General features: G+C 72.5%; 13 protein-coding genes. 11 read left to right on the top strand and 2 right to left on the bottom strand.

The genetic code is table 11. The features are described 5' to 3' along the window. Positions 1-82: 82 nt before the first annotated feature. Genes TSO221_RS16675 through TSO221_RS16635 form a run of 9 tightly spaced genes read left to right on the top strand, consistent with a single transcriptional unit; the run spans position 83 to position 9,686 of the window. A complete protein-coding gene (locus tag TSO221_RS16675) occupies positions 83-325 on the top strand; it encodes a hypothetical protein (protein WP_109119642.1) in 243 nt (80 codons plus the stop codon). Continuing rightward, complete coding sequence (locus TSO221_RS16670) at positions 322-1,920, top strand: rhodanese-like domain-containing protein (protein ID WP_109119641.1); 1,599 nt, start codon at positions 322-324, stop codon at positions 1,918-1,920. The genes TSO221_RS16675 and TSO221_RS16670 overlap by 4 nt, the downstream gene beginning before the upstream one ends. Positions 1,921-1,934: 14 nt before the next feature. Then, positions 1,935-2,957 (top strand): ABC transporter substrate-binding protein, encoded by a 1,023-nt coding sequence (locus TSO221_RS16665; protein WP_109119640.1) that lies wholly within the window; start codon positions 1,935-1,937, stop codon positions 2,955-2,957. A 3-nt stretch (positions 2,958-2,960) separates the two neighbouring features. Continuing rightward, positions 2,961-3,824, top strand: coding sequence for a TauD/TfdA family dioxygenase (locus TSO221_RS16660; protein ID WP_109119639.1), 864 nt, complete (start codon positions 2,961-2,963; stop codon positions 3,822-3,824). Further along, on the top strand, positions 3,821-4,312 hold the full coding sequence (locus tag TSO221_RS16655; RefSeq protein WP_109119638.1) for a tripartite tricarboxylate transporter TctB family protein: 492 nt from the start codon (positions 3,821-3,823) through the stop codon (positions 4,310-4,312). Before TSO221_RS16660 ends, TSO221_RS16655 begins: the two co-directional genes overlap by 4 nt. 13 nt (positions 4,313-4,325) lie before the next feature. After that, on the top strand, positions 4,326-5,825 hold the full coding sequence (locus TSO221_RS16650) for a tripartite tricarboxylate transporter permease (protein ID WP_109119637.1): 1,500 nt from the start codon (positions 4,326-4,328) through the stop codon (positions 5,823-5,825). Positions 5,826-5,844: 19 nt separating this feature from the next. After that, a complete protein-coding gene (locus tag TSO221_RS16645; RefSeq protein ID WP_109119636.1) occupies positions 5,845-6,810 on the top strand; it encodes a tripartite tricarboxylate transporter substrate binding protein in 966 nt (321 codons plus the stop codon). A 3-nt stretch (positions 6,811-6,813) separates the two neighbouring features. Beyond that, positions 6,814-8,934: an acetate--CoA ligase gene (locus tag TSO221_RS16640; protein ID WP_109119635.1), complete on the top strand. Its 2,121-nt coding sequence runs from the start codon at positions 6,814-6,816 to the stop codon at positions 8,932-8,934. A gap of 14 nt (positions 8,935-8,948) precedes the next feature. Further along, entirely contained in the window at positions 8,949-9,686 is a 738-nt protein-coding gene (locus TSO221_RS16635) for an enoyl-CoA hydratase-related protein (RefSeq protein ID WP_109119634.1), read from the top strand. A 3-nt stretch (positions 9,687-9,689) separates the two neighbouring features. Here the strand turns inward: TSO221_RS16635 and TSO221_RS16630 are convergent, their stop codons facing one another. Together TSO221_RS16630 and TSO221_RS16625 are read right to left on the bottom strand one after the other, a co-directional pair. Then, positions 9,690-10,478, bottom strand: a complete 789-nt coding sequence (locus tag TSO221_RS16630; RefSeq protein WP_109119633.1) for a CoA-transferase — start codon at positions 10,476-10,478, stop codon at positions 9,690-9,692. Then, positions 10,475-11,470 (bottom strand): CoA transferase, encoded by a 996-nt coding sequence (locus TSO221_RS16625; RefSeq protein ID WP_109119632.1) that lies wholly within the window; start codon positions 11,468-11,470, stop codon positions 10,475-10,477. The genes TSO221_RS16630 and TSO221_RS16625 overlap by 4 nt, the downstream gene beginning before the upstream one ends. Before the next feature lie 107 nt (positions 11,471-11,577). Between TSO221_RS16625 and TSO221_RS16620 the strand changes: the two genes are divergently transcribed. Beyond that, a complete protein-coding gene (locus tag TSO221_RS16620) occupies positions 11,578-11,934 on the top strand; it encodes a hypothetical protein (protein WP_109119631.1) in 357 nt (118 codons plus the stop codon). A gap of 276 nt (positions 11,935-12,210) precedes the next feature. Next, positions 12,211-12,427 (top strand): hypothetical protein (locus TSO221_RS16615; protein ID WP_199229503.1); only part of this gene is annotated, 217 nt, incomplete at its 3' end.

Here is a 12,427-nt window from a genome sequence, read left to right as displayed (position 1 = left end):
ACATGTTGGCACAGATTCCATATCGACAAAATAGACTTTAGCGGCGTACCTTCACTTTATCCTGTGGATCGAGGAGGGGCGCATGACGGTCGAGGCGGTGGATCTTCCCGGACGGGAGCGGGTGTCCGACGACATGGAGCTGATGCTGGCGGCGTCCTGCCTGCCCCTGCCGGAGGCGATGATCGGTCTGGTTGCCGCGCGGCAGGCCCGGGAACGGGGCGACGCGGCGGAGTGGACGGCGCTCGACAGCGTCGCCGTGGCGGCCATCGCCGTGCTGGGCGGCGCGGTGGCGCTCGCGGCGCTGGTGTCGGCGCTCGTCCGATGAGCGCGACGGCGACGCCGGCGCAGGTGCGTCAGGCGCTGATCGACGGACGCGAGATCGCGCTGCTCGACGCGCGGGAAGAGGGACCCTATTCCCGCGCCCACCCGCTGTTCGCCGTGTCGATGCCGCTGAGCCGGCTGGAGCTGACGATCCTCGACCTCGTGCCGCGCCGCTCCGCGCCGGTGGTGGTCTACGACGACGGCGAGGGGGACGACGGCGAGGGGCTGGCGGAGCGCGCGGCGACGCGGCTGCGCGCCCTGGGGTACGGCGACGTCGCGGTCCTGGCTGGCGGATTGTCCGGCTGGATCGCGGCGGGCGGCGAGGTCTACCGGGACGTCAACGTGCCGAGCAAGGCGTTCGGCGAGCTGGTCGAGCACCACCGCCGCACGCCGTCGCTGGCGGCCGAGGCGGTCAAGGCGCTGATCGAGTCCGACAAGGACGTGGTGGTGCTCGACGCCCGGCGCTTCGAGGAATACCGCACCATGGCGATCCCCGGCGGCGTCAGCGTGCCGGGGGCCGAGCTGGTCTACCGCATCTTCGACATCGCGCCCTCGCCGGCCACCACGGTGATCGTCAATTGCGCCGGCCGCACGCGCAGCATCATCGGCACGCAGTCGCTGGTGAACGCCGGCATCCCCAACCCGGTGGCGGCGCTGCGCAACGGCACCATCGGCTGGACGCTCGCCGGGCTGGCGTTGGAGACCGGGCAGGAGCGCCGCTTCCCGCCGGTGTCGCCGGAGGGCCGCGCCCGCGCCCAGGCCGCCGCCCGTTCGGTGGCGGAGCGCGCCGGGGCCGGCCGGGTGGACCGCGCGACGCTGGCGGCGTGGCGGGCGGACGAGGAGCGCACCCTGTACTTGTTCGACGTGCGCACGCCCGAGGAGTATGAGGCCGGCCATCTCCCCGGCTTCCGTCACGCGGCCGGCGGGCAGCTGGTGCAGGCCACCGACGAGTATGTCGGCGTGCGCGGCGCCCGAATCGTGCTGGCCGACGACGACGGCGTGCGCGCCGACATGACCGCCTCCTGGCTCGCGCAGATGGGCTGGGACGTGCATGTGCTCGACGGCGGGGTCGGCGCGGACGGGCTGGAGGCTGGGCCGCGCGCCCGCGCGCTGCCGCCGTTCCCGGACGGCCCGGTGAACGAGGTCGAGCCGCTGGACCTGCTCGGCCCGCTGGACGCGGGGGAGGCCGTGGTGGTGGACCTCGCCCCCAGCCCGAAGCACGCCGCCGGCCATGTGCCGGGCGCGTGGTTCGCCGTGCGGGCCGAGCTGGGCGAGGCGCTGAAGCGGCTGCCGGACGGTGTGCGGCCGGTGCTGACGTCGCCCTGCGGCGTGCTCGCCCGCTACGCCGCGGCGGATCTGACGGCGCTCGCCGGTGTGACGCCGGCGCTGCTGAAGGGCGGCACCACGGGCTGGCGCAAGGCCGGCCTGCCGCTGGAGAGCGGCCTGCCCCGCGCGCTCAGCGAGCCGGACGACGTCTACAAGCGCCCCTACGAGGGCACCGACAACACCGCCGCCGCCATGCAGGGCTACATCGACTGGGAGCTGGAGCTGGTGGCGCAGCTGGAGCGCGACGGCACGCACCGCTTCCGCGTGCTGTGAAAAGGGAGGATTCCATGACGACCGCTCGTTTCGCCGGGCGCCGGCTGCTGCTGGGCGCCCTGCTGGCCGCCGGCCTGTTCCGCCCGGCCGCGGCGCACGCCGAGGCCACCGAGGTGCGCTTCGCCCGCAACCTCGGCCTCGGTTACCTTCAGCTCTACGTCATGCAGGATAAGGGGCTGGTGGAGAAGCACGCCCGCGCCGCCGGACTGGACGACGTGAAGGCCAGCTACACGGCCATCGGCAACCCGTCCACCATCACGGAATCGCTGCTGTCCGGCAACGCCGACTTCGGCGCCGCCGGCGTGCCGCCCTTCATCATCGCCTGGGACAAGACGCGCGGCAACGCCGACCTGCGCGGACTGGCGGCGCTGAACGCGCAGCCGGCCTACCTCAACACCAACCGGCCGGAGATCCGCAGCCTCAAGGACTTCACCGAGAAGGACCGCATCGTCGTGCCCTCGGTGCGGGCGTCCTACCAGGCCATCGTGCTGCAGATGGCGGCGGAGCAGACGTTCGGCCCCGGCGAGCACGCCCGGCTCGACCCGCTGACCGTGTCGCTGGCGCACCCCGACGGCACGGCGGCGCTGCTGTCCGGCAAGACCGAGATCACCGCGCACTTCACCAGCCCGCCGTTCCAGGACCTCCAGCTCAAGGACCCGAAGATCCACAAGGTGCTCAGCTCCTATGACGTGCTGGGCGGGGCGGGCACCTTCAGCGCCATCTGGACCTCGGCGAAGTTCCACGACGCCAACCCCAGGCTGACCCGCGCCGTGCTGGCGGCGCTGGACGAGGCGGTGGGCTTCATCCGCGCCAAGCCGCGCGAGGCGGCGGAGATCTACATCCGCCTCGACAATTCCAAGCTCGACCTCGACACGGTCGAGCGGCTGATCGCCGACCCCGAGGTGCGCTACGCCTCCGAGCCGCTGGGCATCCAGAAGTTCACCGACTTCATGGCCCGCATCGGCTCGATCCGCAACCGGCCGGCGCGCTGGCAGGAGCTGTTCTTCGCCGACATCCACGACCGCGCCGGGAGCTGAACGATGGCGGATTTCGACCTGCGGCCCGTCTCCCCCGCGCTCGGCGCCGAGGTGGTGGGGCTCGACCTGTCCCGTCCGCTCGACCCGCGGACGGTGGAGGCCCTGTCGGCGGCGCTGGGCGAGCATCTGGTGCTCGCCTTCCGCGGCCAGCGCCTGGGCGACGCCGACCTCGTGCGCTTCTCGGGCGCCTTCGGCCGGCTCGACAAGGCGCCGATCACCGAGCACGGCCGGCTGAACGCGCCGGGGTTCGAGGAGGTCTACGTCATCTCCAACGTCGTCGAGGACGGCCGCCCCATCGGCGCGCTGGGCGACAGGGAGTCGGCGTGGCACGCCGACATGGCCTACCTGGACGAACCGCCCTTCGCCAGCAGCCTCTATGCGCTGGAGGTGCCAGACGAGGGCGGCGACACCGGCTTCGTCAGCACGTTGGCGTCCTACGACGCGCTGCCCGAGGGCCTGCGCCGGCGGGTCGAGGGGCTGAGCCTCAAGCACGACGCCACCACCAACAGCGGCGGCTACCTGCGCCAGGGATTCGAGGTTCCCACCGACCTGCGTTCCTCGCCGGGCAGCGTGCACCCGCTGGTGGACGTGCACCCGTCCGGGCGCAAGGCGCTGCGGCTCGGGCGGCGCCTGCACGCCTACATCCCCGGCCTGGAGCGGGTGGAGAGCGAGGCGCTGCTCGACGAGATCTGGCGCCACGCGGTGCGGCCCGACCTGACGTGGCATCACCGCTGGCGGGTCGGCGATCTGGTGATGTGGGACAACCGCTGGACCATGCACCGCCGCGACCCGTTCCCGGCCGACCAGCGCCGCCGCATGCACCGCACCCAGATCGGCGCGCGGCATACCCTGGAGAGCGTTCAATGACCATTGAGGCCTGCATGGGCGCGGAGCGCGCCGTGCCGGCGCGGGCCGGCTTTCGGGCGTCCCCCGACGGTCTGGCGGCGGCGCTGTTCGCCGCGTTGGGCGCCGTCGCGCTGTGGCTGGCGTTCGGCCATGCGCTCGGCACCGCGGCGCGCATGGGGCCGGGCTTCTTCCCGGCGGCGGTCGCCGGCCTGCTGGTCCTCGCGTCGGCGCTCGTCGCCGCCGGGGCGTGGGTCGGCCCGGCGGAGCCGGTGGAGCGGGGCCGCCTGCGCCCGCTGGCGTCGGTGCTCGGCGCCGTTCTGGCGTTCGGCCTCGCCATCGACCGGCTGGGGTTCCTGCTCTCCGCCGCGCTGCTGTTCCTGATCGCCGGGCAGGCGGTGCCGGGCACGCGCCTGCGCGCCACGCTGGCGCTGGCGGCGGGGGTCGGCGGGCTGACGTGGCTGGTGTTCGTCAAGCTGCTCGGCATCCCCCTGCCGACGTGGCCGCGCTGAAGCGGACCGTTCCATGGACCTGCTCGCCAACCTGGACCTCGGCCTCGCCGTCGCGGTCTCGCCGCAGAACCTGATGTGGTGCCTGGTCGGTTGTCTGCTCGGCACGCTGATCGGCGTGCTGCCGGGCGTCGGGCCGGTGGCGACCATCGCCATGCTGCTGCCGGTCACCTTCCATCTGACGCCGGTGTCGGCGTTGATCATGCTGGCCGGCATCTACTACGGCGCGCAGTACGGCGGCTCGACCACGGCGATCCTCATGCGGATGCCGGGCGAGTCCTCATCGGTGGTGACGTGCCTGGATGGCCACGCCATGGCCCGCAAGGGGCGGGCGGGGGCGGCGCTCACCATCGCGGCGCTGGGCTCCTTCTTCGCCGGGACGGTGGCGACGGTGCTGATCGCGGTGGCGAGCCCGCTGCTGGCGGCGCTGGCGCACCAGTTCGCCGCCGCCGACTACTTCGCGCTGATGCTTCTGGGACTGGTCGGCGCGGTGGTGCTGGCGCACGGCTCGGTGCCCAAGGCCATCGCCATGGTGCTGCTGGGGCTGCTGCTCGGCTTCGTCGGCGGCGACGTCAACAGCGGCGTGCAGCGCTTCACCTTCGGCATCCCCGAACTGCAGGACGGCATCGGCTTCGTGCCGGTCGCCATGGGGCTGTTCGGGCTGGCCGAGATCATCCTCAACCTGGAGAAGGGCGTGGACGTGTACGGCGCCATCGCCCGCATCGGCAGCCTGTGGCCGACCCGCGAGGAGGCGCGCCGCGCCGTGCCGGCGGTGCTGCGCGGCACGGCGCTCGGCTCGGTGCTGGGCATGCTGCCGGGCGGCGGCGCCATCCTCAGCTCCTTCACCGCCTACGTGCTGGAGAAGCGGCTGTCGCGCGAGCCGCAGCGCTTCGGCGACGGCGCGGTGGAGGGCGTGGCGGCGCCGGAGGCGGCGAACAACGCCGGCGCGCAGACCTCCTTCGTGCCGCTCTTGACGCTGGGCATCCCGGAGAACCCGGTGATGGCGCTGATGGTCGGCGCCATGATGATCCATGGCATCCAGCCCGGCCCCGAGGTGATGACCAAGCAGCCGCAGCTGTTCTGGGGCCTGATCGCCAGCATGTGGGTCGGCAACCTGATGCTGCTGGTCATCAACCTGCCGCTGGTCGGCGTGTGGGTGCGGCTGCTGGGCATCCCCTACCGCCTGCTGTTCCCGGTCATCCTGCTGTTCTGCGCCATCGGCGCCTACAGCGTCGCCAACAGCGGCTTCGACGTGCTGCTGACCGCGGTGTTCGGCCTGCTCGGCTACGCGCTCGCCAAGCTCAGGTGCGAGCCGGCGCCGCTGCTGCTCGCCTTCGTCATCGGCCCGCTGATGGAGGAGAACCTGCGCCGTGCGCTGCTGCTGTCGCGCGGCGATCCCTCGGTCTTCGTCACCCGGCCGATCAGCCTGGTGCTGCTCGCCCTCACCGCGGTCCTGCTGCTGTCCGTCGCCCTGCCGGGCGTGCGCCGTCTGCGCGAGACCGCCTTCGCCGAATGATCCAACGAGAGGACCCCCGATGACCCCGACCAAGGCGCTCGGCGCCGCCGTCCTGTCCGCGCTGCTGGCGCTGTCCGCGCCCGCCGCCGCCGACACCTACCCGTCCAAGCCGATCCGCTACGTCGTGCCGTTCCCGCCCGGCGCCACCAGCGACAACGTCAGCCGCATCCTCGCCCAGCGCCTGTCGGAGATCACCGGCCAGCCGGTGGTGGTGGAGAACAAGCCCGGCGCCGGCACCGCGCTGGGCGCCGAGTTGGTCGCCAAGGCGGAGCCGGACGGCTACACGCTGCTCAACGTCACCAACGCCACGCTGGCGGCGATCCCGCATCTGGTGAAGCTGAGCTACGACCCCGAGACCGCCTTCGTGCCGCTGGCACTGAGCGGCGACAGCTACAGCTACATCGCCGTCAACCCCGAGGTGCCGGGCAAGGACCTCAAGGAGTTCATCGCGTACGCGCAGAAGAACCCCGGCAAGCTGAACTTCGGCACCGCCGGCAACGGCTCGCTCGGCCACATCTACGGCGAACTCCTGAAGCTGCGCACCGGCATCGACCTCGTGCACGTGCCCTACAAGGGCAGCGCCGCCGCGCTCAACGACGCGGTGACCGGGCAGGTGCAGGTGGTGCTCGACCCGGCGGCGCTGCCGCTCGCCAAGGCCGGCAAGCTGCGCGCGCTGGCGACGCTGAACGCGCAGCGCTCCCCGGCGCTGCCCGACCTGCCGACCATCCACGAGGCCGGCGTGCCGAACTGGAACGCGCGGCTGTGGTTCGGCGTCGCCGCCCCGGCGAAGACGCCGCCCGAGGTGGTCGCCTTCCTCAACGCCACCTTCAACAAGATCCTGGCCGAGCCGGAGACGGTGGAGAAGCTGCGCGCGCTGAACCTGGAGCCGCGCCGCCTGTCGGTGGACGAGATCCGCGCCGTGGTGCGCGAGGACTTCGCCACCTTCGGCGAGATCATCAAGGCCGCCAACATCAAGTCCGAGTGAGCGATGGGCCACATCCAGTCCAGGACGGAGGCGCGCCTGCCGCTGGCGCGCATCCTCGATCCCCGCTCGGTCGCCGTGATCGGCGCGTCGGAGGACGTGGGCAAGTTCGGCGGGCGGGTGCTGCACCACCTGATCAGGCACGACTACGCCGGCCGCATCGTGCCGGTCAACCCGAACCGCCCGGCGCTGTTCGGCATCCCCGCCGTGCCGTCGATCGCCGAGGCGGGGGCGGTGGACGTGGCGGCGATCGCGCTGCCCGCAGCGCAGTTGGAGGGCGCCGTCGCGGCGTGCGCCGCCGCCGGCGTCGGCGCCGTGGTCATCATCACCGCGCAGATGGCCGAGAGCGGTGCCGAGGGGGCGGAGCGCCAGCGCCGCATCGTCGCGGTGGCGCGGGCGGCCGGCATGCGGATCCTCGGGCCGAACTGCCTGGGCTTCGTCAACACGCGGGCCGGGCTGGCGCTGACCTCCTCCTTCGCCATGGGGGTGGAGCGGCTGCCGGTCGGGCCGGTGGGGCTGGTCAGCCAGAGCGGTGCCTTGATGGCCACCATGTTCAACGCCGGCTACGACATCGGCGTCGGCTTCGGCACGCTGGTGTCGGTCGGCAACCAGGCCGACGTCACCGAGGCCGAGGTCTTCGCCCACCTGATCGACGACCCCGACACGCGCGCCATCGTGCTGTACCTGGAGGGGGTGAGCGACGGCCGCCGCTTCCTTGAGGAGGCCGAACGGGCGCGTGCCGCCGGCAAGCCGGTGGTGGCGGTCAAGGCCGGGCGCAGCGAGGCCGGCCAGCGCGCCGCGCTGTCGCACACGGCCAGCCTCGCCGGCCCGTTCCGCCTGTTCGAGGCGGCGGCGCGGGCGCGCGGCGTGGTGCTGGCCGACGATCCCGAGGCCGCCGTCGCCATCGCCGACGCGCTGGCCCGCTGGCCGGCAGGGCTGCCGCGCGGCACCGGCGTGGCGCCGGTGTCGGGATCGGGCGGCGGTGCCGCCATCGTCGCCGACCGGCTGGCCGATGCCGGACTGCCGCTGGCGGCGTTGACCGAGGCGACCCGCACGCGGCTGGCGGCGGAGCTGCCGCCGGGCCAGCCGCCGCTGCCCTTCGACGCCGGCGCCACGCGCGGCGGCTTCGCGGCGCCGGCGGTGGCCGGGGCGCTCGGCGTGCTGGCGGCGGATGAAACGGTCGGTGCCCTCGTCTACGTCATGACCACGCAGCCGCAGATGCCGGAAATCGCCGCGGCGCTCGCCGAGGTGGGGCGAACGGCGGGCAAGCCGGTGCTGCTGGTGCTCTCGGCCGGCAGCGTCGCCGACGGGCTGCGCGCGACGTTGCGCGACGCGGGCTATCCCTATCACAACCGCCTGGACGACGCGTTGCGCGTGCTGCGCGGCCTCGCCGACCGCGCGGACGCGCCGTCGGCGCCGGGACCCGCGGAACCGCCGGACGCGCGGCTGGCGGCGGCGCTCGCCGCGCTGCCGGACGGGCCGCTGACCGCGCCGGAGGCGCGCACGCTGGTCGAGGCGGCGGGCATCCCGGTGGCCGGCGAAGCGGTCGCCGCCAGCGCCGACGCGGCGGTCGTCGCGGCGCAGCGCTTCGGCTGGCCGGTGGTGCTGAAGCTGGTCAGCCGCACCGTGTCGCACAAGAGCGACCGCGGCGGCGTCCGGCTCGGGCTGACCGGCGCCGACGCGGTGCGGGCTGCGTTCCACGACCTCGCCGCCGCGTTCGGCACGGATTTCGAGGGCGCGCTGGTCCAGCCGCAGGTCCAGGGCGTGGCCGAGCTGATCGTCGGCACGTTGTGGGACGACGCTTACGGGCCTTTCGTGCTGGTCGGTTCCGGCGGCCTGTTCGCCGAGCTGCTGGACGACACCCGCGTCGCCCCGGCGCCGCTCGACGCGGCGCGGGCGGAGGCGCTGCTGGGCGGCCTCAAGGTCTGGCCGGTGCTGAACGGCGCCCGTGGCCGGCCGAAGGCCGACATCGGTGCCGCCGTGGCGACCATCGTGGCGGCCGGGCGGCTGGCCGCAGCGCTGGGCCCGAGGCTGCGCGAACTCGACGTCAATCCGCTGATCCTGCGGGCGGACGGGCAGGGCGGCCTCGCCGTCGATGCCCGCGCCCGCCTGTCCACTCCCGCCTGAAGGAAGCGTTCCGCATGTCCGTCGTCACCTACGAGTCCGCCGACAACATCGCCGTCATCACCATCAACCGGCCGGAGAAGCGCAACGCGCTGTCGGTCCAGGTGGTGGAGGAACTGGCCGCGGCATGGCATCGCCTGAACGCGAGCGACGACCGTGTGGCGGTGCTGACCGCTGCCGGCGACGCCGCCTTCTCGGTCGGCGCCGACCTCAACGACATCCCGCACGATTTGTGGCGCGCGGTGCCCGGCATTGGCGTGGAGGTGGAGAAGCCCATCGTCGGCGCGGTGGCCGGCTGGGTGGTCGGCGGCGGCTTCGTCTTCGCCAACCAGTGCGACCTGCTGGTGGCCGCCGACAACACCACCTTCCTCTACCCGGAGGCCAAGGTCGGCTTCTCCGGCGGGCTGATCTCCTCGCTGGCGACGCGCATCCCGCACAAGCTGGCGATGGAGGTGCTGCTGGTCGGCGAGGCGTTCTCGGTGCAGCGCGCCTACGAAGCGGGCTACGTCAACAAGGTCGTGCCCGTCGGCCAGCAGCGCGAGGCGGCGCTGGAGTACGCCCGCAAGCTGGCCGACAACGCGCCGCTGGTGTTGCAGCTGCTCAAGCGCTTCGCTGGGCAGGTGGTGCCGAAGGGGCCGTCGGAGCTGGCCGGCATCGCCCGGCGCGACGTCGATTTCGTCACCGGCAGCGCGGACCTGAAGGAGGGGCTCGCGTCCTTCAAGGAGAAGCGCAAGCCCGCCTTTCAAGGTCGATAGGGATCACCCCTTCCGCAAGGCGCCGGTCTCGTCCACCCGGCGCAGCGCGGCCAGCTCGGACTCCGTCGGCTCGGGGATCGGGCCGGCCCCGGGGGCGACCTTCAGGTCCCACCCGGTGTTGGCCCGGATCTCTTCGACGCCGGAGAAGGCGTACCAGCCGTCCAGCAGGAACTCCTTCGTCTCGGGATCCGGGCGCAGGATGCCCAGCGTGGTGACGATGGCGCTCGGGCCGCCGCCGACGAAGCCGTGGCGTGAGCGCGCGTCGCCGCCCTCCAGGTAACCGGGGGAGCTGATGTAGTCCACCCGCTCGGCGAAGCGTTTGCGCTCGTGCGCCGCCATGATGACGGTGCGCTTGGCGCCGCAGGCGATGTCGTTGGCGCCGCCGGCCCCGGCCAGACGGGTCTTCGGCGGGCGATAGGTCTCGCCGATCGGGCCGTCCCAGATGCCGGTGGTGTTGACGTTGCCGAAGCGGTCCACCTGCGCGGCGCCGATGATGCCGACGTCGCAGCGCCCCGACGCCACCAGACAGCCCAGCGCGTCGAGCGCCGAGGTGAAGCTGGTGGCGTTGGCCGAGATGCGGTTGCACTCGATGCCCCAGGGCAGCCCACCGACCGGCGTGGCGCCGTAGACGCCGCCCTCGGTCATCGAGCGCACGCCCGGCGCGTGGTGCGCTTGGGCGAAGAAGCCGGCCAGCATGGACAGGCCGACGCCGAAGATCGCCAGCTCGCCGTCGCGGATCTCGCGGCCGGTGGCGATCGCCATCATTTCCTGGCGGGTGCAGGGCTGGGTCATGCGGTCTCTCCCGCGGCCTGAAGGGCCGCCACGTCCTCGGCCGGCAAGATCCAGCGGCGGTAAGGATCGAGCAGGAAGGCGGTCTGCGTGGCGGCCAGCGCGGCGCGCCGCTCCGCGCCGATGAGCGCCAGATAGCCGTCGAGATCGTCGTAGGAGTCCACAAAGTCGCGGCGGTACTGCGCCGTGCCCTCCTCGGTGGCGAGGGCCTTGTTCATCAGCCGCATGTGCTCCTCGTCCACGTCGTACATGCCGGGCGAGCTTTGCGGCCACGCGGCGAAGGGCCAGTGCACCACCGCTTCGACGACGATGTCGGGGATGCGCACGAGGTTGGGGAACTGGCGCATGCAGGCGGTGTCGACGATGGCGTCGGCGATCAGCACCACCCGCTTGGCGGCGCGCGACAGCTCGTACCGGCTCCATTCCGTGCCGAGCATGATGGCGTTGCCCTGCGGGTCGGCGAGCGTCACGTGGATGGCGGCGATGTCCGGCTTGAGCGGGCTGAAGACGCCGACCGGGCGGCCGGTGAACGGGTCGGTGACGGTGGGGATCTTGGCGCGTGCCGGATGCTCCCCGGGCGCGAAGGCGCTGCGGTCCTGGATGTCCGAACCGACGTTGACGGTGGCCGGCACGAACGGCCAGTTCAGCGCGCCGCCGAGCAGCCGCAGCGGCATCGCGAGGTTCGAGTAGTCGTCGAGGGCCAGCCGGCCGGATTCCACGGCGCGGCGCAGCCCGTTGGCGAAGCCGAACACCTCCAGGCCCGAGAAACCGCATTCCGCCCGGGTCACGGCGCCTACAGCGGCCAGCAGGTTGAGTTGCTGGCTGTTGCAATGGAAGACGGCGTGCAGGTCGCGGCGGCCCTGGCGCAGCAGCTCGCGCCCGAAGGCCACCGCGTCGGAGCCGATGGGCAGCGCCGCGCCGCTGGCGTACTGCATGCCGTCCCAGGTGAAGCGGCGCACCGCCTCGGCCAGGGGAATCAGTTTGCTGGGTGCCATGGTGGCGGTGTCCTCCGATGTGCTTTCCCCGGCTTAATACAAAAGTGCGTTGCGATCCGCACCTCAAAATTATACCTTTTCAGTAGAGAAAATGAAGGTTCGCCCCGATGTCCCGCCTCGCTCCGATCCTGAGCTTCGTCCTGCTGGTGGCCTCCATCGCCGCGGCGGCGACGCTGGTGCTGTGGAGCGTCCTGGCGCAGTGGCCGCACTGGTCGCGCTACGGCGAGCCGCTGGCGTGGTTCAACGTCGGCTACGGACTGGAATGGCTCGGGCTCGACCTCGGCTGGGTGGACGTGTGCCGCACGGACCCGGCGTGGCAGGAGGTGCACCGCGTCGTGGCCTGGGTCCTCGACGTCAACCTGACCATCGGCGTGCTGACGCTCGCCGTCGTCCTGGTTCCCGTCTCGGTGCGCGTGGCGAACGGCCTCGAGCGCGCCCTCCTGCCCTCCGGCGCTCACCGGTAGTCCGCGGCGTCCAACGCCCGGGCCAAGTCGTCGCGCAGGTCGCCGTCGTCCTCGATGCCGGCCGTCGTGCTCCGCCGCCTCGATCATCGACATTGATGGACAAGGTGGTGCGTTCCATGGCCGCAATATATCTACTTTACAAGTAGGAATATAGTGGCCATCCTGGATCGTGCTCCGTGAATTAAACCGCGTGAACGCGGATCAAGGGGATCGATCGACGGACAGCCCTTCGGGGTCTGCCGGGCTGGCGCGATCCGCAAGCGCAGGGAGGGAGGCGTGCGCACATCGATGACGGTGCTTTGCCTGGAACCGACCGGCAGCGGTCAACGCTACGGAGCCCTGCCGCACCGGGGGCGCGACGGGTGGTACGTGCTCGACCACCGCACCAACCGCGTGGCGGTGATCGACGACCGTCCGCAGACAGGCCTGCCGGCACGGGTGGCGGGCGCCTTGGCCGCCATGCTCAACGCGGCGGCGGCCAAGGCGCCGCGCC

Source organism: Azospirillum sp. TSO22-1 (genome assembly GCF_003116015.1).
Lineage (GTDB): Bacteria > Pseudomonadota > Alphaproteobacteria > Azospirillales > Azospirillaceae > Azospirillum.
The sequence above is the reverse complement of the archived record's forward strand: the minus strand, read 5'-3'. Positions and strand labels throughout refer to the sequence as shown.

Coding starts and splice junctions, on each gene's coding strand:
- TSO221_RS16625 (WP_109119632.1), bottom strand. CDS start 11,470: ATGGCACCCAGCAAACTGATTCCCCTGGCCGAGGCGGTGCGCCGCTTC.
- TSO221_RS16635 (WP_109119634.1), top strand. CDS start 8,949: ATGTCCGTCGTCACCTACGAGTCCGCCGACAACATCGCCGTCATCACC.
- TSO221_RS16650 (WP_109119637.1), top strand. CDS start 4,326: ATGGACCTGCTCGCCAACCTGGACCTCGGCCTCGCCGTCGCGGTCTCG.
- TSO221_RS16620 (WP_109119631.1), top strand. CDS start 11,578: ATGTCCCGCCTCGCTCCGATCCTGAGCTTCGTCCTGCTGGTGGCCTCC.
- TSO221_RS16675 (WP_109119642.1), top strand. CDS start 83: ATGACGGTCGAGGCGGTGGATCTTCCCGGACGGGAGCGGGTGTCCGAC.
- TSO221_RS16630 (WP_109119633.1), bottom strand. CDS start 10,478: ATGACCCAGCCCTGCACCCGCCAGGAAATGATGGCGATCGCCACCGGC.
- TSO221_RS16660 (WP_109119639.1), top strand. CDS start 2,961: ATGGCGGATTTCGACCTGCGGCCCGTCTCCCCCGCGCTCGGCGCCGAG.
- TSO221_RS16640 (WP_109119635.1), top strand. CDS start 6,814: ATGGGCCACATCCAGTCCAGGACGGAGGCGCGCCTGCCGCTGGCGCGC.
- TSO221_RS16655 (WP_109119638.1), top strand. CDS start 3,821: ATGACCATTGAGGCCTGCATGGGCGCGGAGCGCGCCGTGCCGGCGCGG.
- TSO221_RS16665 (WP_109119640.1), top strand. CDS start 1,935: ATGACGACCGCTCGTTTCGCCGGGCGCCGGCTGCTGCTGGGCGCCCTG.
- TSO221_RS16670 (WP_109119641.1), top strand. CDS start 322: ATGAGCGCGACGGCGACGCCGGCGCAGGTGCGTCAGGCGCTGATCGAC.
- TSO221_RS16645 (WP_109119636.1), top strand. CDS start 5,845: ATGACCCCGACCAAGGCGCTCGGCGCCGCCGTCCTGTCCGCGCTGCTG.